Origin of the sequence: Bacillus sp. 03113 (genome assembly GCF_006546985.1) — a bacterium.
Taxonomy (GTDB): domain Bacteria; phylum Bacillota; class Bacilli; order Bacillales; family Cytobacillaceae; genus VATK01.
Map to the genome: position 1 here is coordinate 1 of NZ_VATK01000020.1, position 23,734 is coordinate 23,734.

Annotated in this window: 24 protein-coding genes and 3 other annotated features; of the genes, 16 read left to right on the plus strand and 8 right to left on the minus strand. The window is 36.0% G+C overall.

Features of this window, described 5'->3' with window-relative positions:
* Positions 1-158: 158 nt before the first annotated feature.
* From FDO66_RS17115 to FDO66_RS17125, 4 genes are all read left to right on the plus strand, one after another.
* Positions 159-683 carry an AAA family ATPase gene (locus tag FDO66_RS17115; RefSeq protein WP_141433880.1) on the plus strand — a complete coding sequence of 175 codons (525 nt, stop codon included), beginning with the start codon at positions 159-161 and terminating at the stop codon, positions 681-683.
* Positions 684-915: 232 nt separating this feature from the next.
* Positions 916-1,056: a hypothetical protein gene (locus FDO66_RS20950; protein WP_181444624.1), complete on the plus strand. Its 141-nt coding sequence runs from the start codon at positions 916-918 to the stop codon at positions 1,054-1,056.
* 446 nt (positions 1,057-1,502) lie between these two features.
* Complete coding sequence (locus FDO66_RS17120) at positions 1,503-2,672, plus strand: pyridoxal phosphate-dependent aminotransferase (protein WP_141433881.1); 1,170 nt, start codon at positions 1,503-1,505, stop codon at positions 2,670-2,672.
* Between the two features lie 86 nt (positions 2,673-2,758).
* Entirely contained in the window at positions 2,759-3,736 is a 978-nt protein-coding gene (locus FDO66_RS17125; RefSeq protein ID WP_141433882.1) for a 2-hydroxyacid dehydrogenase, read from the plus strand.
* A 123-nt stretch (positions 3,737-3,859) separates the two neighbouring features.
* Here the strand turns inward: FDO66_RS17125 and FDO66_RS17130 are convergent, their stop codons facing one another.
* Entirely contained in the window at positions 3,860-4,771 is a 912-nt protein-coding gene (locus FDO66_RS17130; protein ID WP_141433883.1) for an aminoglycoside phosphotransferase family protein, read from the minus strand.
* 202 nt (positions 4,772-4,973) lie between these two features.
* On the opposite strand from FDO66_RS17130, the gene FDO66_RS17135 reads away from it, so the two are divergent.
* Genes FDO66_RS17135 through FDO66_RS17150 form a run of 4 tightly spaced genes read left to right on the plus strand, consistent with a single transcriptional unit; the run spans position 4,974 to position 7,714 of the window.
* Positions 4,974-5,714 (plus strand): IclR family transcriptional regulator, encoded by a 741-nt coding sequence (locus tag FDO66_RS17135; RefSeq protein WP_141433884.1) that lies wholly within the window; start codon positions 4,974-4,976, stop codon positions 5,712-5,714.
* Positions 5,715-5,758: 44 nt separating this feature from the next.
* The gene (locus FDO66_RS17140) at positions 5,759-6,937 is read left to right on the plus strand and encodes an MFS transporter (protein ID WP_141433885.1); all 1,179 of its coding nucleotides are present in this window, start codon (positions 5,759-5,761) and stop codon (positions 6,935-6,937) included.
* Between the two features lie 14 nt (positions 6,938-6,951).
* The gene (locus FDO66_RS17145; RefSeq protein ID WP_141433886.1) at positions 6,952-7,407 is read left to right on the plus strand and encodes a heme-degrading domain-containing protein; all 456 of its coding nucleotides are present in this window, start codon (positions 6,952-6,954) and stop codon (positions 7,405-7,407) included.
* A gap of 16 nt (positions 7,408-7,423) precedes the next feature.
* Entirely contained in the window at positions 7,424-7,714 is a 291-nt protein-coding gene (locus FDO66_RS17150) for an antibiotic biosynthesis monooxygenase family protein (RefSeq protein ID WP_141433887.1), read from the plus strand.
* 113 nt (positions 7,715-7,827) lie between these two features.
* Here FDO66_RS17150 and FDO66_RS17155 read toward each other — a convergent pair whose 3' ends face one another.
* Together FDO66_RS17155 and FDO66_RS17160 are read right to left on the minus strand one after the other, a co-directional pair.
* Positions 7,828-8,775, minus strand: coding sequence for a protein kinase family protein (locus tag FDO66_RS17155; protein ID WP_141433888.1), 948 nt, complete (start codon positions 8,773-8,775; stop codon positions 7,828-7,830).
* 18 nt (positions 8,776-8,793) lie between these two features.
* A complete protein-coding gene (locus FDO66_RS17160; protein WP_141433889.1) occupies positions 8,794-9,675 on the minus strand; it encodes a GNAT family N-acetyltransferase in 882 nt (293 codons plus the stop codon).
* Between the two features lie 102 nt (positions 9,676-9,777).
* Positions 9,778-10,006: a binding site (T-box leader), on the plus strand.
* A 30-nt stretch (positions 10,007-10,036) separates the two neighbouring features.
* Positions 10,037-10,258, plus strand: a binding site (T-box leader).
* A 33-nt stretch (positions 10,259-10,291) separates the two neighbouring features.
* Positions 10,292-10,517: a binding site (T-box leader), on the plus strand.
* A 48-nt stretch (positions 10,518-10,565) separates the two neighbouring features.
* Between FDO66_RS17160 and thrS the strand changes: the two genes are divergently transcribed.
* Positions 10,566-11,771 carry a threonine--tRNA ligase gene (gene thrS, locus FDO66_RS17165; RefSeq protein ID WP_141433890.1) on the plus strand — a complete coding sequence of 402 codons (1,206 nt, stop codon included), beginning with the start codon at positions 10,566-10,568 and terminating at the stop codon, positions 11,769-11,771.
* A gap of 97 nt (positions 11,772-11,868) precedes the next feature.
* Entirely contained in the window at positions 11,869-12,318 is a 450-nt protein-coding gene (locus FDO66_RS17170; protein WP_141433891.1) for a DinB family protein, read from the plus strand.
* Between the two features lie 67 nt (positions 12,319-12,385).
* Here FDO66_RS17170 and FDO66_RS17175 read toward each other — a convergent pair whose 3' ends face one another.
* Both FDO66_RS17175 and FDO66_RS17180 read right to left on the minus strand, forming a co-directional pair.
* On the minus strand, positions 12,386-12,988 hold the full coding sequence (locus tag FDO66_RS17175; protein WP_258535768.1) for a nitroreductase family protein: 603 nt from the start codon (positions 12,986-12,988) through the stop codon (positions 12,386-12,388).
* A gap of 87 nt (positions 12,989-13,075) precedes the next feature.
* Positions 13,076-13,927, minus strand: a complete 852-nt coding sequence (locus FDO66_RS17180; RefSeq protein ID WP_141433893.1) for a VOC family protein — start codon at positions 13,925-13,927, stop codon at positions 13,076-13,078.
* A 179-nt stretch (positions 13,928-14,106) separates the two neighbouring features.
* Between FDO66_RS17180 and FDO66_RS17185 the strand changes: the two genes are divergently transcribed.
* Entirely contained in the window at positions 14,107-14,430 is a 324-nt protein-coding gene (locus FDO66_RS17185) for a winged helix-turn-helix transcriptional regulator (protein WP_141433894.1), read from the plus strand.
* A 101-nt stretch (positions 14,431-14,531) separates the two neighbouring features.
* Here the strand turns inward: FDO66_RS17185 and FDO66_RS17190 are convergent, their stop codons facing one another.
* From FDO66_RS17190 to FDO66_RS17200, 3 genes are all read right to left on the minus strand, one after another.
* On the minus strand, positions 14,532-15,710 hold the full coding sequence (locus tag FDO66_RS17190; RefSeq protein WP_258535766.1) for an MFS transporter: 1,179 nt from the start codon (positions 15,708-15,710) through the stop codon (positions 14,532-14,534).
* 194 nt (positions 15,711-15,904) lie between these two features.
* Positions 15,905-17,257 (minus strand): ABC transporter permease, encoded by a 1,353-nt coding sequence (locus tag FDO66_RS17195; RefSeq protein WP_141433895.1) that lies wholly within the window; start codon positions 17,255-17,257, stop codon positions 15,905-15,907.
* Positions 17,254-17,943 (minus strand): ABC transporter ATP-binding protein, encoded by a 690-nt coding sequence (locus FDO66_RS17200; protein WP_141433896.1) that lies wholly within the window; start codon positions 17,941-17,943, stop codon positions 17,254-17,256. The genes FDO66_RS17195 and FDO66_RS17200 overlap by 4 nt, the downstream gene beginning before the upstream one ends.
* Positions 17,944-18,116: 173 nt before the next feature.
* On the opposite strand from FDO66_RS17200, the gene FDO66_RS17205 reads away from it, so the two are divergent.
* The 5 genes from FDO66_RS17205 to FDO66_RS17225 all read left to right on the plus strand — a co-directional run bounded on the left by FDO66_RS17205 (position 18,117) and on the right by FDO66_RS17225 (position 23,642).
* A complete protein-coding gene (locus FDO66_RS17205; RefSeq protein WP_141433897.1) occupies positions 18,117-18,488 on the plus strand; it encodes a MerR family transcriptional regulator in 372 nt (123 codons plus the stop codon).
* 16 nt (positions 18,489-18,504) lie between these two features.
* Positions 18,505-19,275 carry a carboxymuconolactone decarboxylase family protein gene (locus FDO66_RS21435; protein ID WP_141433898.1) on the plus strand — a complete coding sequence of 257 codons (771 nt, stop codon included), beginning with the start codon at positions 18,505-18,507 and terminating at the stop codon, positions 19,273-19,275.
* Between the two features lie 534 nt (positions 19,276-19,809).
* Positions 19,810-21,027 carry a MerR family transcriptional regulator gene (locus tag FDO66_RS17215; RefSeq protein ID WP_141433899.1) on the plus strand — a complete coding sequence of 406 codons (1,218 nt, stop codon included), beginning with the start codon at positions 19,810-19,812 and terminating at the stop codon, positions 21,025-21,027.
* A 119-nt stretch (positions 21,028-21,146) separates the two neighbouring features.
* Positions 21,147-22,439 carry an MFS transporter gene (locus FDO66_RS17220; RefSeq protein ID WP_141433900.1) on the plus strand — a complete coding sequence of 431 codons (1,293 nt, stop codon included), beginning with the start codon at positions 21,147-21,149 and terminating at the stop codon, positions 22,437-22,439.
* Positions 22,440-22,571: 132 nt separating this feature from the next.
* Positions 22,572-23,642, plus strand: coding sequence for a hypothetical protein (locus FDO66_RS17225; RefSeq protein ID WP_141433901.1), 1,071 nt, complete (start codon positions 22,572-22,574; stop codon positions 23,640-23,642).
* The last annotated feature ends 92 nt before the right edge of the window (positions 23,643-23,734 follow it).

Here is a 23,734-nt window from a genome sequence, read left to right on the forward strand (position 1 = left end):
AAAGGGCGATTCATCACCCACCTAAATGCTAACGCATTTTGAGGAAGGAGTCTTCTCGCATAAAAATGATAAAAAATAGATTGGGTTTCTATGTTCGTTTCTATTCAAAGAACGAGACAAAAGGAGATTTTACGACTCATATCGAAGTACATCTGTAGATGATCATATTGGCAAATAACAATCCTACTAAAATACATATTATTGGATCCGTTGGAAGCGGTAAAACAACATTAGCAAGAAATCTGTCTACAAAATTAAACATTCCGTTTTTCGAATTAGATAATGTTGTTTGGAAAAGATTCAAATCTGGGGATATAAGAAGAAGCGAAGATGAAAGAGATGAATATTTAAATAGAATTATTCATTCCGATGCTTGGATTATAGAAGGTATTCATTATCAATGGGTACAGCAAGGCTTTCAGAATGCAGACTTAATTATATTTTTAGATACAGCCTATTCGAAAAGGATTTATCGAATTATCAAAAGGTTTATTTTACAAAAAACAGGAATAGAAAAAGCAAACTATAAACCCACATTAAAAATTTTTATAAATATGTTTAAATGGAACTCCTGTTTTGAAAATGAAAATAAGCCAGAAATATTCGATCTTTTAAACAAATACAATGACAAGGTAATTTTTTTGAAGGACAACAGTGAGATTGACAAATACTTTAACAAATGAGTTAAGTATTATCTTCTTATGCTACTTTAAAGGTTATAGGACTCCTTTCCAGAAAGAGTATGTTACAAAATTTAGAACGGTGTTAACACATCTACATTGGAAGGCTCCGAATTTTAGATAATTCTTTAGAAATTAACATAACATACTTCTAATTTCCTTAATCATAAAAATTAGAAATGAATCTTTATTAACACCTTTGGGAAATAATAAAATTTAAAAAGGAGGAATCTCATTGACGAATATCATAGATGGAATGGATGAAGCAAGATTTAAATCTCCTAAAGGTAATAATAACAAGCCTCAAGAGAAGAAGGTAAAAGAGGAAGAGAAGAAAATGCCTATGGTTTTAAGAAATCTTAAAAACGGATCATGATTGAAACAATGTTCATAAATCAAGTCCGTATGGAAAATTAAATTATATACAACGAGCCTGTTTTTGAAAAAAATTCATCAAAACAGGCTTTAATTATTAAAAGGAATACTTTGAATATAGTAGAAGTCAGCTTACCAAGATTAATACTGGAATCTATAAAAAATTAATCATACAATATAAGCATGACGGCTTTTAAAGCACTTTTTTAAACTATTTGTCGTTCAATCAATGTAACGGAAATTCCCTCATGTTCACTCTCCTAAATATGAAAATTAATATTTCAAAGTACTAATTTCTATTTTACAAATATTAATACTATCGATACAATTCAGATAAAACTTACAATTAATAAAAAAGAAAAACCAATCATGTGAATTCCGTAAGAGTACTAGGACCATTTTTTGATTTAAATAATTATAAAAAACAGATAAGGAGATTGATAAGCAATGCAAAGTGCACAACTGATTAAAGATTTGCCCGCATCAAAGACTGTTTCCATTCAAAATAAAGTTTTTGCATTAAAGCAAGAAGGACATAAAATCATTAACCTTGCCGGAGGGGAGCCTGATTTTCATACACCTGCTCCAATCATAAAAGAAGCAGAAAAGGCGATGGATTTGGGGTTTACTCATTATGTAAGTACAAATGGGATACCTGAGCTGCGTCACGAAATCGCTTTAAAGCTGCGGAATGAAAATGGAGTAGCATGTGATCCATCACAAATCGTTGTTACTGCCGGAGGAAAACCTGCATTATATGTTGCACTAACAAGCCTGCTAAATGAAGGGGATGAAGTACTGGTCATTAATCCTGCGTGGGTCAGCTATGAGCCGTTAATTACAATGGCCCGAGGAGTACCTGTTACGGTAGATTTGAATCCTGAAGATAACTTTATGCTAGATAGAGAAAAACTAATGGCAGCATGCACGAATAAAACCCGAGCGATTATTGTGAATAACCCTAACAATCCAACAGGCAGAGTGTTAACCGAGGAAGAGATTCAGATTTTAAAAGATGTTGTCACCGCAAAAAATATAATCATTATTTCAGATGAGGTTTATGAAAAGATCGTATTTCGTGATCATCGGTTTATATCTCTAGCAAGTGTTTCAGGATTGGAGGATCGGACTATTACCGTCCAAAGCTTTTCAAAAGGACAAGCAATGACTGGTTGGAGACTTGGGTATTTAGTTCTCCCGAAAGAACTCGTTACGGCCGCATCGAAAATTCAAGGGCATCTTGCAACGTGCACTACTTCTTTTATTCAGTATGCGGGTATAGCTGCCTTAAAATTAACAGATGAAGTAGAATACATGAGAAGCTGTTATGAAAAACGTGTTAATCGGGTCGTCTCTGCTTTAAATCAAATACCTGGTGTATCCTGCCCATATCCTGAAGGTGCATTTTATGTATTTCCTGAAATACATTTTCGCGATTACACCTCCAATGAAATTGCCGAATATCTGCTGGATCAGGTAAAGGTTGCAGTTACTCCAGGCACTGCATTTGGATCGAAGTATGAGAACTATTTGAGACTATCTTGTGCAACGTCTGACCAGAATCTTGAACAGGCTATTATGCTTATCGAACAAGCATTGACTTCGAAAATCTATTAAACTAGATCATTCAATTCATTGCATGACTAGCAGGATGTTAAGATCCTACAAGATTATTTTTAATATAGAAAGGAAGGAAATTCAGTATGAAGGTTCTTTTTAGTGTAGGAAAAGCGTATTATCCCATTCACGAATCTTTTGTCCAGCGAATAAAAGATTTAGGAGTGGATGTGACAGTCCTAATGGTTGACGAAAATAAAAGCAAGGAATTGATCATAGAAAACATTAAAAATGCAACTATATACATAACGGCGGTTGCACTCGCCGATCGGGAGGTTATCGATGCAGCACCCGAACTAAAGTATATTATTAAAACAGGTACCGGTGTTGATAATATTGATGTTGCCTATGCTACACAAAAAGGAATTATCGTCAGCAATGCTGCTGGTCAAAATGCTAATGCTGTCGCCGAACTAGCCATCGGACTCATGATTTCCCTTTCTAGAACCATTCCACAGCTGGACCAGAAAACAAAAGACGGAAAATGGGTACAAAGTACAGGATTTGAATTGAAAGACAAAACATTGGGCATTATTGGATTTGGGTCTATTGGGCAGATCATTGCTCATTATGCGAAAGTCTTTGACATGAAAATGATTGCTTATGGGAATCACAGGGATGATGCAGCTGCAAATAAGCTGGGCGTCAACTTCGTAGAATTTGATCAATTGCTTTCAGATTCCGATTATATCGTAGTGGGTACATCTCTGAAAAAATCGACCTATCATCTTATTGATAAGCAAGCGCTCAGCAAGATGAAAGAGTCCGCATTCTTGATTAATATCTCTCGGGGAGCGGTAGTAGATGGTAAAGCATTATTTGAAGCTTTAGAACAAAGAAAGATATCCGGCGCCGCTCTCGATGTGTTTGAAACGGAGCCTCCAACCGAGGAGCTCCACCATCTGGATAATTTGATCGCCACACCCCATGTCGGTGGTACAACCCTTGAAAGTGCGAATCGAATTGCAGAAGTGACCGTTGAGAACATCCGACGATTTGTTCATCATGAACCACTACAAAATGTACTTAATCAAAAAGAACTTGAAGCAATACAAAAAATCTAACTTATTGATCGTGAACAAAAAGCCGATGCAGTCTTTTGCCTCGGTTTTTTTGTTGCAATTAGACATCTTCTATTACCTATAGATTTTAGTGGGTAATGCTGCTTCTCCTACCAATTTTCTGAGCTAATAATCAATGTTTTTTAATAAACATTTGAAAGCATTTATAGCCTTAAAAAATGTTTTGTCGTAACGACCATCCTCCTGAATCGTCCAACATGTTGCGAGTACCGTATGCGAAAAACCCCATGATAGAATGCTTTGTTTGTCTAAATTTAGTTCTTCTACTAAAATATCAATTCGCTTTTCAATCACTGTTTCCAAATGGTAATCTGGCAATTTATTTAGCAAAAATTGAATGACATCATATTCCCTGTCCCCAATTAAACCTTTCGGGTCAATCGCAACCCACGATTCTCCTTTCCCAATCAAAATATTGTAATGATGTAAATCTCCGTGTAGTAAAAATAAGTTGCTTCGTCTACTATTCATCATTTTAAAAGTATCAACTGCTTCTTGAAGAATTTCCTTTGTGATTGGACCGAACCCTTCAGGATATTTTTGAAATATCCGGATCAATTTCTGTTCCATCTGTCTTGTTGTGGGAATGTTTGAGGTGTTTGGTGCAGGAATCCATAATTTTTTCATTACTTGTGAAGCAATACGTGTTGCTTCTTCTTCATCTACTAATGAGGCTAGAGTTTTTCCAGGAATTAATCGTTCCAGAATTACAATCCCTTTTTCTAGATCCACATCGATGATTTTAACCATGCCGTTTCCGTTAAATAGGGTAAGTGCTTCAACTTCAGAAAGAAATTCTTCGCTCGGGACAACAAGCTTTATAACAACATCAGTCCCGTCTTTTCGCTTCGCAGGTGCAACAAAATTGTATGATAAGTCAAATGGAGCCAAAACTTTCATATCCCATCGCTTCTCACAATCTTCAATTAGTTGATCAAAATCAGCTAACCATTTTTCCGCTTTGTGCTTATGTACATCTTTAATTGTTTGTACAAATTGATTTGGCAATTGAATCATAGTATGCCTCCTTGGAAAAAAGCTTTTTTCGAAATATTCTTCATGTCATAATCAAAATCCTGTATTCATGGGATTTTTCATATTCCATCTTCCTTAATCACAAATTAACTAACTTGAAGTTTCAAATATAGAAACAAATAGTTCTTTTTTTGATTTAACTTTTCCATGCCTTTAATATAAACGTATCAAGGAGAAAGAGGTGATGGCAGTGAGTCAATACGAAGTGGCCACTTTGAAAAAAGGACTCCTAATCTTAAATGCTCTACAACAGGAAGAAAGTATGACATTAAGTGAACTAATGAAAAAGTTTTCGTTAAATAAATCGACAACCTTTCGTTTACTGTACACGCTCGAACAAATGGGGTACATCAAAAAAACAGATCATTCATACAGCGTCACCACTAAAATAGGGGGCAGAACAAATCCCTATAATGCTAGATTAAACTGGTTATCCGTTCCTCCACTTTATCAATTAAGCTCTGAAATTGGAGAAACTGTTTATATCGGGGTATTAAATGGAACCGATGTTGTAACCACTCAAGTGATTGATGGAAAACATTATGTCCGAACCTGCTCAGAAGTTGGAGAACGTGCTCCTGCGCATCTAAATGCTCTTGGAAAAGTTATTATGGCTTTTTTAGAAGAACATAAGTGTGAAAGCTTACTCAAACAATTAATTCTAATACAAAAAACAGAGAACACATTTATCGATCTTCACTTGCTGAAGGAGCATTTGAAGGTCATTCGTTCACAGGGTTATGCAGTGGATGATGAGGAAACTGAAATTGGGTTAAGATGCATTGCCGTTCCCATTATATATGAAGGAGAAGTAATAGCTGCTGTCGCTTTATCAGGACCAGCTGCACGTTTGAATAAAAAATGGGACAAAACAATCAGTAAAAAACTGATTCAATCCAGCGCTCAAATGTCTAAAATGCTCTAAGGCTTCAATTATTTTTGTGCAACAAATAGGGGAAGGAGTAGGAAATGTCTACAAAAGTATATATTGGTTTACTTTCTTTAGCCGTAAGTGCTTTTGCCATTGGAACAACCGAATTTGTCATCGTCGGCTTACTGCAAACGATTGCTGATGACTTAAGCATCACCGTTACAAAATCTGGAGCATTGATTTCAGGATATGCAATCGCGATCGCTGTTGGAACTCCTGTCATCACGGTAATAACAGGCCGTGTTCCTAAAAAAGCCTTTCTGCTCATATTAATGGCAATCTTTACATTAGGAAATCTGCTTTCAGCTCTAGCTGGATCGTATGAGCTCTTAATGTTCTCACGTGTTGTAACAGCCATTTCACATGGGGTGTTTTTCGCAATAGCAGCCATCGTCGCAACAGATATCGTCCCTGACAATAAAAAAGGAACAGCGATATCAATTATGTTTACCGGATTAACCGTTGCGACCATCGTTGGTGTTCCTTTAGGAACGTATATTGGGCAGCACTTTGGATGGCGCGCTACTTTTGGCACAGTTGCCTTCCTAGGGCTCATTGCCTTTATTGTCAATATATTCGCTATCGATAAAGTAAAAAATCAAGGGAATCCGCCTACATTTAAGGATGTCGGTGAGCTAATAAAAAATCAGCGCATCCTTCTTGCTTTACTTATGACAGCATTCGGATTTGGAGGAACGTTTGCCTTATTTACCTATCTTTCTCCCATTCTAGAAGAAATCAGCGGATATTCTTCTAGTGCTATTTCCATTTTGCTTCTTGTTTATGGGATTGCAGTAGCCATTGGAAATATCCTTGGGGGGAAAATGGCAAACGAGCATCCTGTCAAAGCTTTGCGTTGGATCTTTTTCGTTCAAGGTATTTTTCTTCTTTTACAAATATGGCTTCTGCCAAGCAAATCTCTTAGTATTCTATCAATTATTTTATTAGGGCTGCTTGCCTTTATGATGTCTCCAGGCGTGCAAGCTTATATCGTATCGTTAGCTGAAAAGCTAGTTCCATCTGCAAAGGATCTTGCGTCTGCCCTAAATATTTCAGCATTTAATGTTGGGATTGCTGCCGGCTCTGTTTTAGGTGGATTAGCAGTCGATCACTTAACCTATTTGGATACTGCCTGGATTGGTGCGATTATGATTGCAATTGCTCTTCTTCTTGCTGCAATAAACTATTCATTCGATAAAAAACAAAATCTTTTTTAAGGGAGAGATGATACATGAGCCTACAACAGCTTGAGCAATTAGAAAATGAGTTGCAGTTTAAACACTTTACGAACGAAGATGCCTTACTTTTAGGCATGACCCTCATTAATTACGCTAAAGAAAACGGCAAATCGGTTGCCATTCATATTGAACGTAATCGTGTGCCACTTTTTACGCATTTAATGGATGGAACATCAGAAGAAAATGTATTCTGGCTACAGAGAAAAAAACGCGTTGTTGAACATTACAACCGCAGCTCATATTATATCGCAGCACGATTTGAAGCATCAGGCACAACGCATGATCTAAGCTCTCTGTTATCTCCAGCAGAATATCAAGCTGTAGGGGGCTCTTTTCCGATCCGTGTGAAGGATGTTGGGGTCATCGGTTCTGTAACAGTTGCTGGTCTAACAGCTCAGCTTGACCATGATTACGTGGTTGAAGGCATTAAAAGATATTTAAATAAATAGGATGTAAATCTGTAAAATGATTAAAGAACATGCCTATCTAACAATTAATCCATTTTCCAGACAGGAATTTATTAGCACTATTCATAAAGCCTTTCCTTATTTAACATCTGCCGAGGGATATATAGGCCATGAATTGCTTCAAAACTATGAAAAACCTAATCAATTTCTACTTGTTGTCCACTGGAGAACAATCGAAGATCACACAGAAACCTTTGTGAAAAGTGATGTTTTCAAGGAATGGGAGAAATTAATCTCGCCTTATTTTGAATCTGAACCAATTGTTTTGCATTATTCTGATGTGAAGTAAAGAAATAGTCTAGACAGTTATAATCTTTCAACATAAAAATGCACAACAGCCTGTTTTTGAAAAAAATGGATCAAGAACAGGCTTTTTCTTAATTTATTAATTAATTATGCTACCTAAATGCTTTTGTGTGATTGCTGGTTTTCTTCCAATATACGATTATTCTCACCTACAAGAATTGTTAGTGCTTTACCTTTATAAGAGCTTCTTTCCATGCTGAATAAAAATTCTTCAACAGATGAATAACGCTGGTCCCTATTAGGCTTAACTGCCTTAGCAGCTACTTTAAAAAGTTCTTTTTCCGCCTCCCATTTAGAGTAAGAACGGTCGAGTCCACCACCCAAAAGGCCAAACACTATTGCTCCCATATTATACACATTTGTTACTTCATCAATATCCGCACCAAGCTCAAATTCTTCAGGGGACATAAATCGTGAAGAACCCCATAACCTCCCCATCGTATTTTTAAAGGGTTTTCTCTGGTACAAGTCTATGTCGCAAATCATCGTTCTATTATTTTTAAAATCATATAAAATACTACCATCGTAAAAATCAACAGCGACATAGTTTTTTCTTTGAATATGTAAATGAAAACTAATAATACGATCCAATGAAGATAACCTATGATGAATTGGCAATTGCTTATAACGAAAAAACGGAGAATCTGGGTGGTTGTATTTAGCAGGAGGTGGAAAGGACCAGTGCGAATGAAGACACTCTCCTTCAAACCAGTCAAAAATCATAACATAACCATTATCAATTTTAAAATGATCGACTAATTTAACTAAATTCGGATGGCTTAATTCTTCATAAAGTGAGGTAGCTTTCTTCAGGCGATTTATAGCGTCTTGAGGATCTCCGGAATACTCCAACGTTTTGGCACCTGCATATTTCACAAACTGTTTCTTACCGTCTTTTTCAACACCAAAGCATATATTCCCAGAATCTTGTTGATTAAAAATGCAAAAAACTTCTCCTAAACGACTAAGCCAATCAAAATTATGATATTCTCTTAATTGAAAAGTAACATGACCCATTTGAAACGTTACTGGAAATTCGTCCATTAAACCCCTCCTCATTTATTACGCTACAGACGTAACAGGATGCTTAACATGTTCTGGAAAACAAAACTGACCATTCGTTTTTACAAATAATGTTCCGCTCCCATTAATAAGATTACAATCAAATATTATCCCTTTATAATCTGGCGTGTAATGAAAAACGATCTTATAAGTACCTTCTCCTGAAATCTTCATAAGAATATTGTTAATGTCTACAGGCCTTTTACTAATAATGTCTAAAATATCAATTTGATTTACGCCTTTGTTAAAGATGACAATAGCATCCTCCGACTCTAAAAAATATAAATCGTTATAAAAAACATTCAGGCAATGATACATAAAGATGCTGTGAGCATTTTTAGTCCCAAATCTCTGAGAAACAGGTGATCTATTTTTAGCAAACTGATCAATAAAATGAATATCATCACTATTTGTTGTATCAAGTTTACGTAGTTCATTTCTTTGTTTAAGGATTGATGAAAATTTCATAGAAAATTGATACTCATCTACTATTTTAAAACCAAACTTCGGGTAAAAATTTAGAACACTTTGATTCGCAAAAAGATACATGAAATCATATTTGCCTTCATATTCTTCTAAAACCTTAGTCATTAAGCTCGCCGAAAGCCCTGTTTTCCGATAATCAGGATGCGTCATGACTGTTCCAATCTGTAAAGCACGATACGACTTTCCTTGAATAATGAAATCGATCATATTAACCGAAACATTTGCTACGACTTTATTTCTATCAACATATGAAAAAGGGATATATCTATTTCCCCAAAAACCTTTTTCATGCCAGCTTTCAAAATTTAAACCAAAAATACTGTTAGCAAGCTCAAAAAAGCCCTTTCTTAATTGATCATCGTCTCTATAATTTTTAATAAATTGCAGCTCGTTCATCAAAGTTGTCCCCCCACAATATGATTAAATAAAGTTCATGCAAGTCCTTGACATTACATTATTTTCATCTTACAATGAACGAGAAATATTTACCAATTATTATTTATGGCTAAGAAAAGGACATGAATCTTTCTTTATTTTCTTTCTAGAGAACAGGGCCATCGGCTGCAAGCCCTGTAGAAAAGAGATTGATTTACCACCTTGGAGCTATTATGGGGAAAGGTTCAGCTTAGTATCCATAATCGGGATGACCGTTATCTTTTTAAGCGTAATGTACCTTTTTTGTATGTTACGGAATTTGGGTGGAACCACGACCGCACTCGTCCCTTCTTTTGGGATGAGTGCGTTTTTTATTTTATAATATAGTGCTTTGATAAGGACACGAATCTTTCTTTATTTTCTTACTAGAGAACAGGGTCATTGGCTGCAAGCCTTGTAGAAAAAAGTTTGATTTACCACCTTGGAGCTATTATGGGGAAGCAACTTAGTATCCATAATCGGGATGACCGTTATCTTTTTAAGCGTAATATATACTTGTATGTTACGGAATTTGGGTGGAACCACGACCGTACTCGTCCCTTCTTTTTGGGATGAGTGCGGTTTTTTATTTTATATATGCAATGCTTTGATAAGGACATGAATCTTTCTTTATTTTCTTACCAGAGAACAGGGTCATTGGCTGCAAGCCCTGTAGAAAAGAGATTGATTTACCACCTTAGAGCTATTATGGGGAAAGGTTCAACTTAGTATCCATAATCGGGATGACCGTTATCTTTTTAAGCGTAATATACTTTTGTATGTTGCGGAATTTGGGTGGAACCACGACCGCACTCGTCCCTTCTTTTGGGATGAGTGCGGTCTTTTTTTATTGAAAAATAGGAGGAATTAACATGTCAATTGAAAAAGAAGTAGAAAGACGGAACCATAGAAAATTAGGTCAGCAGCTGGAATTATTTTTATCAATGGAAGAAGCACCTGGAATGCCCTTTTTCTTGCCGAAAGGAATGATCATTCGAAATGAACTTGAAAATTTGTGGAAAGATAAGCATCAAAAAGCTGGGTATCAAGAAATTAAAACACCTATTATGATGAAGCAAGAGCTGTGGGAACAGTCTGGTCACTGGGATCACTATCACGAAAATATGTATTTTGCAAATGTGGATGAGCAATCCTATGCGATTAAACCAATGAGCTGCCCAGGAGCGGTTTTACTTTTTAATAGTAAGCGTAGGAGCTATCGAGAGCTTCCGATTCGATATGCTGAGCTCGGATTGGTCCATCGTCACGAACTTTCAGGATCTTTAAATGGGCTGTTAAGAGTTCGCTCTTTTACTCAAGATGATGCCCACCTCTTTGTAAGAGAGGATCAAATCGAATCCGAAATTGAGAAGGTGTTGGATTTAATTCATGAGTTTTACTCGGAATTTGGATTCAGTTATAAGATTGAGCTTTCTACTCGACCAGAAAATTATATGGGCTCAGCTGAAATATGGGAAAAAGCTGAATTAGCTCTCGAATCTGTATTAAAGGAAAAAGGATTACCCTATCAAATCAATCATGGTGATGGTGCTTTTTACGGTCCAAAAATTGATTATCACATCCTAGATTCACTCGGACGAAGTTGGCAGTGCGGGACAGTTCAGCTCGATTTCCTTATGCCTGAAAAGTTCAATTGTCATTATATTGGAGAGGATCAGAAACAGCACCGTCCCATTATGATCCATCGAGCAATTTACGGTTCAATCGAACGGTTTATGGCTATTTTAATTGAGCATTATGAAGGAGATTTCCCATTTTGGCTAGCTCCAATACAAGCAAAGCTATTGCCTATTTCTGATTCTCAATCATCTTACGCAAATCAAGTCAAAGGACAATTAGAATCAGCTGGATTTCGAGTTGAGATCGATGACAGAATTGAGAAAATTGGATTAAAAATTAGAGAGGCTGTAATACAAAAGGTTCCTTATATGATGATCATCGGCGATAAAGAAATGGAGAATAACTCCTTAGCGATAAGGAAGCGTAAAGAAGGAAATCTTGGTGAAATGAGTATGATAGAAGTCATTAATAAATTCAAAGCAGAAAGGAATAAGTGAAAGCTTTAAATAGGATTCTCAATTTATGACCTTATTAAAAAACATTGATAGAATGAAGAAATAATTAGATTTAGTTTAATCAATGAGGGGGTAAAACATGCAAAACGTTATAGATCAATTAAATCATTGGATTATTAAGGTTCCAGAGGAGTTCAGCCAGATGTCTGAATTAAAGGTGTCACACCGGCCTATGCCTCATAAATGGTCAAAAAAAGAGATATTGGGTCATTTATGTGACTCAGCTATTAATAATCTTGAAAGATTTATCAAAATTCAATATGAACAACAGCCTTTTCTCCTTAACCCCTATAATCAAAATCAGTGGGTAGAACTACAAGGTTATCAAGACATACCAATTGAAGAAATACTAAATCTATGGTGCAGCTTAAATAAAAAAATCATAAAAGTGATTTCAAAGATACCCAGTGAAAAACGATCTTATCTATGTGATATAGGCAATAATCAGCTAATGACACTAGAGTGGCTGATTCAAGACTATCTTGAACATATGGAACACCATTTAAAAAATCAAGTTTTCGAATATTAATCGTTGACCATCATTCAGAGGGTGTCCCAAAAGTATAACTTTTAGGGGCACCCTCTTATCTCATTATTTAATAAAATTTAACTCGGTCTTCTAAAGGTTTGAACTCTTTTTCCCCGGCAGGAGCAGTTGGTTTGCCAAATGGCATTTGAGCAATCAATTTCCAACTGCTTGGAATGTTCCATTCTTCTTTCACTTCATCGTCAATAAGTGGATTATAGTGCTGTAACGTTGCACCGAAACCTTCTAGTTCTAAGGATGTCCATATTACATATTGATGCATCCCGCTTGTATGTTGTGACCAAATAGGGAAGTTGTCAGCATATGAAGCAAATTGCTTTTGAAGTGATTCAATGACATTCATGTCTTCAAAGAATAATACGGTGCCATAACCGCTTCCAAATGCATTCATTTTTTGTTCTGTTGGCCCAAATTTATCTGCAGGAACCTTTTTTCTTAATGTTTCTTTGGTGATGTTCCATAATTTTTTATGATTTTCACCTAATAAAACAACTACTCTTGTACTTTGAGAATTGAATGCGGAAGGGGTATGCTGCACAGCATGGCTTATTACTTCTTTTATTCGTTCATCTGAAACAACAGCCTCGCTGCTAATCCCATAAATCGAGCGTCTTGATTCTACCGCTGCATAAAAATCTTTTGTGCTTGTCATAGCACTTGCCTCCTTATCACTTGGTTCACCGAATAATTTTTGTAAAAAGCTCATCGTATATACCTCCTAATTAGTTATTTGTTATATTTATACAAAAAGTTGAATATGATTCTCCGAAGGGTCTTTCGTAATGACAACGCCGTCTTTTTCGTTAATCCAAGCACCTATTCCTTTTAATTGCTCGATCACTTTTTTTCTAGCTTCCTCATTCGGATATACTAGTGAGAACCATTTCAGTCCAACACTATTTTCAAGAGGCGGAGGCGCTCCTACTCCATTCCATATATTTAATCCAATATGATGATGATACCCGCCTGTTGAGATAAAAAGTGCTTGATTACCATACTGGCTTACAACGTCAAATCCAAGTCCTTTGCAGTAAAAATCCTCTGCTTTTTGCAGGTCAGAAACATGTAAATGAATATGCCCCATTACGGTATCAGCAGGAAGTCCATCCCAAGGATCTCCTTTACCTTCTTCAAGAAGATTTTCTGCATCTAAAGCTACAGTGGGCATTGTCACTTTGCCATTTTTCCAATTCCAGGTTGCAGCTGGCCGGTCTGCGTATATTTCAATGCCATTCCCATCGGGATCTGCAAAATAAAGAGCTTCACTTACATAATGATCGGATGCCCCTTGAAGCGGATAACCATTTTGAATAAAGTGGTATAATATTTTTCCTAAATCAGCACGAGTAGGCAATAAAAGTGCAAAATGATATAGTCCCGTTGTACGCAATTGTTTCTGAATCACATCATCTGGCTGCTCAATCGATAGTAATGGAGTTCTGCCGTCTGCCGTTAATACCACTTTTCTTTCTGACTGTTCGAGGATTTTAAAACCAATCAACTTTTCATAAAACGCAAGCGAACGTTTTAAATCCGATACCTTTAAGACTACTTGATTTACAAATATAGTTGGTTTGCGATGAAAATCCATAATTCCTGCCTCCTGGTAAAAAACATTCTCATGAAAAGCTACACAACCTAATATGAGTTTAATCTTTAGTTACTTTATGTAAGTTAGTATATAATTACAATTTAATTAAGTCAAGTAAATTAATAATGATTTGTCATCAACTTATTCTTATTATAAAATAGCCTTAGAGGTGAATAAACGTGAACCAATCGACCCTGTGTCCAAAATTTGAAAAAGCAATCACTATTTTAAGCCAACGATGGACGGGCTTGATTATCTATCAATTGCTTTCTGGTCCTCAACGATTTAAAACACTTGAATCCTCTATTGCAATCAGCGGAAGAGTTCTTTCAGAGAGACTAAAGGATTTAGAGCAGCATGGAATAATTAAAAGAGATGTCTTCCCTGAAACCCCGGTTCGAATCGAATATTCTTTAACAGAAAAAGGTCTAGCCTTAGAACCTGTTTTGAAACAAATTGAACAATGGGCTCAAGACTGGTTGAAAATAGAGGAAAAAACTTAAGTAAGGAAGCCTAGTGAAAACATATTCAAAATAGAGCCGAATAGACATTTAAAGAATTGCATCAACGAATAAAAGCTGCCCTAGAGGCAGCCCTTTCTATTTTATGATTCAATTGTCTTTTTAGATGCAAATAAAAAATAAACCAAAAACACCGTACAAACGAATGAAACGAAACCAAATCCGCCGAAAACATCAAATTTGGATGAAAAATAACCAAAGCCCAAACCTGTCATGATTAGAACTGCATTCAGCCCCAATGACTGAAAAGAATCAATGGTTGCTCTCATGGAAGAATCAATTCGATGATGCAAATAGCCAGCTGTAATAGGTTCCATAATACCTGAGAACAAGCAAATGATAAAAATTGCTCCTAAACTGGTAAAGTCTTTGATCACTGATACATATAAAAAACCTGATGAAAAAACTACAGTCACGCTCACAAGTATTCCCCTATAGCGGAATCGGTTTTTCAAATGGTAGGCAATGATATTTCCTGGAAGCCTTAAAAGCATAATAACTGTTGAAAATAAACCAAAATATAAAACTGGAATCTTTAATCTATTTAAATACAGTTGCCAAAACTCATCGATAAAGCTTAAAGCAGCACCAATAACCATTCCTGAAAGCACCACAAGGCACACTTCTGGATTTTTTCTGAAAAAGGTCACAGATGTTTTTATATATTTTCTAACCTCGATTGAATTATTGGTAATGCTTTTACCAGCAGGCTCAATTAACAGCAATGCCATCCATACAGAAACAAGCGAACTAACAAACGATATCCAATAATTTAACTGAAACCCAAATCTGCTTGCCAAAAAACTGCCGCACATGGCTGCGATGATTGCGGAAATAAAATCACACACATTCAAGCGGCCAAAATACTTTTCAAAAGCTTGCTCTTTGCCATTTTCCTTTAATGAATCATAGAGCAGTGCATTTTCAGACCCGCTGCTAGTAGATCGACCAATACCTGCTAAAAAAATAGCAGCAGCAAAATGCCAAAAATCCGTTGCAAACACGAGGATAATAAATTCGCAACATTGCAATAAGGAGCTTAGCACAATCATTTTCTTTCTGCCCCACTTATCAGCAATGATTCCTGTTGGAACCTCAAGCAAAACAACGGTAATCGCGAAAATAATTTCTGTATATATGACCATCTGAATAGTCATGTCTCTCTGTTCCCAGAAAAGTCTTTCAATCACATATGCAGGTATAAGATTTTGACAAAATCGAATGGCATATAGTTTCCAAATATTATCCTTATAATCCATCATAAAGCTCCTCCCATATTTGATTGCACAAGCCAATCAAAACATGGAGGTGCTCGCGAACGCTTTAATTCTAAATCTTAGCAGGGAGGTCTTGCGTATGTGATCATATCAACATCTCCTCTGTGTTTATAAGTTACATTCATCATAAGTTTTAGGAAAAAGCGGGTCAATACCTGTGAAATGAATTAGGGAGGTTTTTAAACTTCTCTTCTCATCGCTTTTAAAACATCAACCCTTGTCGCTCTTTGTGCTGGCCTGTAGCCTGAAAGGATGGTAACCGCATAGCATATGATTACACAGATGACAGGCAAGGTAATCGGAATGTCACTAAGCAGCAAATCTTCAGGTGGTTTTTCATTAAACGCTTTTTCAATTATGATTGGAAAAGCAAAATTGACAAGATAGCTAACTACATAAGAAGCGGCCGTGCCAATCAAGGCTCCAATTAGACCGATGTAACTGCTCTCTAAAAGGAAAATTCGCTTAATCGTTCCAGGATTGGCTCCAATTGCTTTCATAATTCCAATATCAGGAGCACGTTCTGTTACTGCCATTGTCATCGTATTATAGATTCCGATTGAGGCAATCACGATCGCTATCGTTCCGATAAAAATAAGCCCTGCTTTTACAATCGCAAAAAGTACATTTACCTCTTTTAATTCATTTACTACTGAATAGGTGGCAAAACCTTTTTCTTTTAACGCAGCTGCGATTCCTTCAACGGCTTCCATGTCTTTTGCGTAAATCTTCACTTCATCATACGTGTCCGTTTCAACCTTTTGCTGGACTGCACTACGATTGTTCGGATCATTGAGACTGCCTCTTGGTGTTCCTGTAAATTCTTCTATTTCCTTGAGCAATTCTTCTGAGATAAAAATATTTGTGTTGGTCATCCATTCTCTTTTTGGCTTGTTTCCAATACCTGCTATTGTGACCGAAAAAGCCTTTTCCTCTATTTTCCCATCTATGTTTTGCCTTACAATTAGATCAATCTTTTTGCCAATTAAGTCCTCTTTATAACGGAACTCTTCCTTCACTCTCCCTTGTTCATCAACCACATCTTCAAAGTTTTTATTATCTGGTACTAAAGATTGAGCAAAATGATAGCCTACTACAACTTCATCCACTTTTTCCGGAAGTTTGCCTTCTGATAATTCAAAGCCTGCCTTTATTTCGGAGGGCATGTTGGCCACGAGAGTCTGTGTGTTCATACTGCTGTAGTTTTCAAGCTTATAAGTACTTTCTTGCTGCAGCATTTTCCGCCTTGTAACGGCTTTGACATCCTTCATGTCTTCAAAGTTTTGAATATCTTGATCCATTACTGTTTGATAGGAACCATTGTCCTTCTGTTTTCCATAAACATCAATTTGTGTAACCGCCCTTTGTTCAGTAACGTCCTTAATAACCGATTTATGAAGACCGAAACCGACAGAAGCTAGTACAATTAAGAATGTACACCCCATAGCAGTGGCCAAGATCGTCATAAAAACTCTCGATTTGTTCTTTTTCATATTTTGTTTAACGAATCGAAATTGATCTTTCAACTTCATACGAGCACCTCCTCATAAATCTTTCCGTCCTTTAGTTTAATGATCCTGTCGCCGATTTGAGCCACTTTGACATCATGAGTAATGATTAAAAAGGTAATTCCAAGCTCATGGTTCAACTTCTTAATCAATTCTAAAAGGTCTTCCTCTGTCTCACTGTCAAGGCTTCCTGATGGTTCATCTGCCAAAATAATCTGCGGATGATTGATCAATGCTCTAGCAATGCTGACTCGCTGCTGCTGTCCGCCAGATAATTCACCCGGATAATGATCCTGGTAATCCAACAAGCCGACCTTTGCCAGCATATCTTCCGTTTTCTGTTTACGTTCAGGCTTGCTGATTCCTTTTAGAACCAAAGGCAGTTCTACATTTTGAAAAGCAGTCATGCTTGCAATCAATTGGAAGCTTTGAAAAATAAACCCGAGGTGCCCAATCCTAAAATCAGCAAATTTCCCTTCATTCAACAGGGTGACATTTTCACCATTCAACCAAATTTCTCCGCTTTTTGGACGGATATATCCGCTAATTAAATTTAAAAGAGTTGATTTCCCCGAACCGCTTCGGCCGACAATCGTAACAATTTCTCCTTTTTTCACTTCAAAGGATATATCCTGTAAAACAGGAATGACCGTTTTATGTCCTTTTTTTCCAATCTCAAAATCATGGCTAACATTTTTTACTGAAATCAACCGAAATCTCCTCCTTTTTTCATCTCTCCATAAAAGACGAAGATAACAGTTAAAATCACTACAGAAAAATGTAATTTTCAAGAAAAACATTATCAAGCATCTTCTTCTATCAATTTATCGTTTTACTAGGATTTTATTGACTTAGAGCGCAGTCTAAGATGTAAAATTATGTTATGGAAAAATTTTTGAGCATTCAAGACATTTCAAATCTTACCGGTATCACTGCTCATACCTTGCGCTACTATGAGAAGAACGGTTTAATTCACTCCATAGCCAGAGGGACGAATGGTCGGCGCCAATATTCATCTGCTGATTTGGCATGGATCCGTTTTTTAGTCAGACTTCGCAGTACAGGAATGAGCATTAGACAAATGCAGCAAATCGCCGAGCTGAGAAGAAAAGGTCCAGCTACGACCAAAGAAAGGAGAATATTGCTCGAAGCACATAAGAAAAAATTAGCTGAGCAAATCGAGAAGCTTCAGGAACATTATGAAGTGATTAACGAAAAAATAGAAATTTACCGTAAATGGGAATTAGAAAATTAATAGAGGGTGCTAAGAAATGAATCCATCTTACGAAAACGGAATAAAATTTTTTCAAAATACGGATGAAACAGCTATCCATGGCGTTGTAGTAAATTTAAGTGACGTATCACCTCATATAAGCAGATATACTATTGAAGTTTACGGGCAGCTTTTCAGCAATCCCGTGCTTACGTATCAGCAAAGAGAAATGGTCATCATCTCTGCGTTGATTTCATTAGGAGATACTCCAAGCCAACTTAAATGGCACATGAACTTCGGTTTAAAAGTTGGCATTACACCAAACGAAATCATTGAAATAGCCACACATTGCATTCCCTTTTGCGGGTTTCCTCGTGCTTTAAATGCCATTGGTGTTGCCAAACAACTTTTTACAGAACAAAATATCGAAGTAACCATCGAGGACGAGCTACTAAATAATGTAGGAGAACGACGGGAAAGAGGCTTAGGGAAACTACAAGAAATTGACGGGAAACATGGTGAAGCGGTTGCTGATTCTCTCGCTGATATTGCCCCTTTATTAGCAGAACAAATCATCGAATTTGCATTCGGTGAAGTCTACAGCCGCTCGGGATTAAACCCTAAACAACGGCAGCTTGTCACATTAGGAGCCTTAACTGCACAAGGTGGCTGTGAACCGCAACTTCATGTTCATATCAATGCAGCTATCCGGGTAGGCCTAACGAGACAAGAAATAATCGAAGCACTACTACAATGCTCCCCATACACGGGATTCCCTAAAGTGTTGAACGCAATAAACGTTGCGAAAGAGATCATCTTAACAAAGTAATTTTGACTCTTTCACAAATAGCTAAATTGATTTGATCTTTACATGCTAAAGTTGTATCGTTTTGAAAAAAGTAAACTAATTATATATGGATTTTTTTATTAAGCAATCGGACTAGATTGGGAATAAGAAACTAAAAGTATTATATTTATTGGCTGTTTTCTCAAAGTTTGTTGTTTTTTACATAAAACATTTGGAAAAGTGTTTCTTAGCAGCCTGCATACACGTAGACTCCTGTGGGAATGCGAGAAAGACGAGACCCCGCAGGAGCGTATGCGACGAGGAGGCTCGACGCTCGCCCACGGAAAGCGAAGTGTATGCAGGCTGCGCGTTAAAAAGCAACAATCTATACGAAAACAGCCTATTTATTTGAAAAATTGATCACAAACTGACAGATCATCTACTATGAGCCTACCCTCAATAATCGAGGTTTTTTAATTTATATTTATAGATCAGAAAGCACCTCAATTTTCAAGGACTTTCTGACGTAAGAAAAGAAGTACTTATGAATAAATAATATGTACTGGTAGTGATGTGGTGAGAATTGGTAAATTTGGAGAAACAAATCAATTGAGTATTGATACGATTAGGCATTATATGGATCTGGGGTTGATCGTGCCTGAAAAGAGAGGTGGGCATTACTTTTTTGATAAGCGCTGCCAAAACGATTTAGAGCTTATTTTAGAATTTAAAGGGATGGGCTTTAGTTTAAACGAGATTAAAAATCTTTTTCTTTATGAAAATTTCGGGAAATTTACGGATTATGAAAAAGATACATACTATCAATCTTTGTTTATGGATAAATATGAGAAGATTGAACAAGAAATAAAGAATCTAGTAGTAATAAAAGACAAGCTAAAGGCGAAATTGGATGATTTATCAGCAAAATCTGAAGGTTCAAGTTCAATGATAGGCATTGATTTGAAAGTACTTGATATACTGAAGTGCTTAAAATGTAGTAAAAAGCTCATTCTTCAAGATGGGATGATTAGTAGAAATCAGATTATGGAGGGAAAGCTAACCTGCGATTGTGGTGAAGAGTACCTTATTGAATCAGGTATTTTAAGCGTTGGTAAGCCATTCAAGTCGACCACTGGACTTCCATTTGAGGAATATATTCTTGAATATATTCATGTAACCGATCCAGCTTATTTGGAAAATATCCATAAAGGGGGGGAATGGTCAAAGAGAAAAATTGTTCAATTAGATTTAAGCGATAAAGTTTTACTTGAGTTAGGGTCAGGAGTCGGTTTTTTTCTGCGAAATATTTATCAGGAATTACCGGAAGATTGCTTATATATTGCCGTTGATCGCAATTTGGAGCGGCATCGATTTTTAAAAAGTGCATTAGAGAGAACTAGTTCCAAAAGAAACATCCTTTTTATTTGCGCTGACTTTCTAGACATTCCTATACAGGATTACTCTGTCGATATGGTGATTGATCAATCGGGTACTAGTAACTACAGCTTTGAACATGAGGAGTTTTTGCTTCGTGAATTGGTTTCTCTTTTTAAACCCGATTGTTACTTATTGGGATCATTTATTGCTTTTAAAAATTTCAGCACCAAAAGCAAAATTGAAGCTAGATTCAGAGATAACTTTATAGCCAGCAAAGTTAAGGAAAACATCAACAGTTTAAAGTATATTCCCTTTGATGAAAGGACTTCCGAATATATTGATAAAGGTGGAAGGTACGAAAATTTCTTTGTGCAGGGAGAAGAGATCTATTCCTATTCATTTTTTGGCAAAAGGTAGGGTTAGCCCTATCTTTTTTTTATTTTCTCATAAAAATTCATGGAATGTACTTATTGATATTGGGTTCACCCGACAGCTTAAACTTTATTGTATAAAAAGTTAAGCGAGGCGGAGTATTCATGGATACATTACAAATGAGTGTAAGGAATGAAAAGAACCAAAAAGAATTAAAAAACCTATTCCTCTATTCTACGGGAAAAACCATTTCGATTTTTGGAACAGCTATTTATAATTTTGCGTTAGGATTATACGTTTTAAAGCTAACGGATTCGGCGTTAAGCTTTGCAGTTACCCTCATATTAGGAGTTATTCCGATGATTATGATCAATCCGTTTGCTGGGGTGATCGCGGATAAGCTCAATAAAAAGACTTTAGTTGTTTCAATGGATCTTTTTAACGGAATCTTGTTAATTTCTGTTTATATATTATGTATTAAATATGAATTAAACTTGCTCATCATTTATACTACTACCTTTCTGTTGACGGTGTTTACCACCTTCTTTGAGATTGGGGCAGAAGCGGCAAAGCCAAACCTCGTGTCTGAAAAAATGTTAATGAATATCAACTCTATTAGTAAAATAATTGATTCTGTCTCTTCTATTCTAGGCCCGATGTTAGGTGGAATTGTGTTTGTGTTCTTTGATATAAGAACTTTTATTCTCATTAATGGAGTTTCTTTTATCCTTTCCGCTTTATCGATGATGTTTATTGATTTCAAGCTTTTCAATCACCAATCAAATGAAGCGCATTCAGGTGGGAAAATTCATTTTATTAGAGATATAAAGGATGGATTTCAATATTTATCCGAAAGAAAGAGTATTAAGAGCATGTTTACCATCTTAATTTCAATCAATTTCTTTCTCGGCTTTGCTGTGACTGTTCCATTGCCATATATCATCAATACCGTTTTGAAGCTAAGTTCAAAGGAGTTTGGTATAATCCAAGGGGCCTTCCCGGTTGGGATGATCTTAGGAGCTTTATTGGTAAAAAGAATCACAGAAAGGATTTCCTATTCCACTCTTTTGAAATATTTAAGCTTTTCTTTATCGATTTTTATGATCATCTTAGGAGCTCCAGTTATACTCAAAAGCTTACAAGTGAATTCCATCGTATATGCCTGTTTTTATAGTGCCGTCATGTTCTTTTTTGGAGTGGTCATAGCGCTTATTGATATCCCTTTGGCTTATTTTATGCAAAAAGAAATCCCAGATGAATATAGGGGTAGAGTACTAAGCATTGGCATTAGTATTGGAAAAATGATGCTTCCAGTGGCGATGGTACTATCAGGAGTTCTATTAAACCTTATCCCTTCTTATGTCATGCCTGTTGCAGGAGGAATGTTATTCTATCTATTCAATATGCGTTCTTCGAATAAGTCGAACATTGAACTTACTTCAGAAAATACAAATTAATCAGTATAATGTATCAAACGACGCATTTGTGGAAGAACAAGGATAGAAAATGATCAATTAAACTCCCTATTGGAAAATCATAACATTACAGTTACAATAATTAGTAATTGATTAAATAATGGAGGGTATAAAATGTTATCGTTACCAAAAACGAAATGGTTGTGGTTTAGTTTTTTGCTTGCTTTAGTTGTTAGTTCCAACGTACTTATTTATCGTCTTGATATGATGCAACCTCTTCCGAAAGAAGTCGCTCTTGGCACATTGTTTGATTTCATCCTTGTCGTACCTCTAATTACGTATTTCTTTATCATTCGAAAACGCTATTCTTTGAAATATTTACTCCCTGTCGTACTTGCCGGATATGGTTGTGCTTGGCTAATTATGCCTCAAGGACTGCTCTCATCTTATTCCTTTGTAAAATATATTTTATTTGCTTGTGAGGGAGCTTTTCTCTTAATAGAGTTTTATCTTGGTTTTAAATTGATTACGAAATTTCCAGCTATTATCAAAAAATTCCGAACGAATTTAACGGAAATTCCTACCTTTCAACATCGTTTAGAACAAACTTTATCTTATCATTTTAAATCATCTCGTGTGCTAGACATCATTGCCTCTGATATGACAATGTTTTACTACAGCTTATTTTCTTGGAGTAAAACATCTATCCCCATTTTACAAAATAGACAAATATTTACTTATTATAAAAAAACTAGCACTGTAGCTTTTTACCTCATGCTTATTCACGCACTCGTTCTTGAATCAATCGGCTTTCACTTTTTACTCCACTCTTGGAGTCCAATTTTTTCTATTATTACACTAATATTAAATGGATACACTGTTCTGGTCCTTTTAGCACAACTACAAGCAATTCGGTTATGCCCTTTTATGATCACGAATCAACACCTATATCTTCAGGTAGGAATAATGAAGCAATTGACTGTCTCTCTTCAGGACATTAAAAGTATTCATTATTTTACAGGTCCAGAAAAACAATCTAAAGACGAAAAAAAATTCATTTTCGATGCAGTACTTACTGATTTTGCAAAAGAGAAACCGACCTTAGAAATTGAATTTAATACTCCTCAAGAAGTTAAGCTTATGTATGGATTTAAGAGAAAAATAACGAAGGCTCATCTTCGACCAGATGAATCACAAAGATTTTACGATGCTCTTACTACTAAACTAAACGAAGGAAATGAATAACTTTTAGATGAAACCCTCATATAGCTAATGGAAAAGATAACAGTTCCGTATTAAAGAAAAATATGCTTTTTGTTTTCCAAAAAGGTGTTATC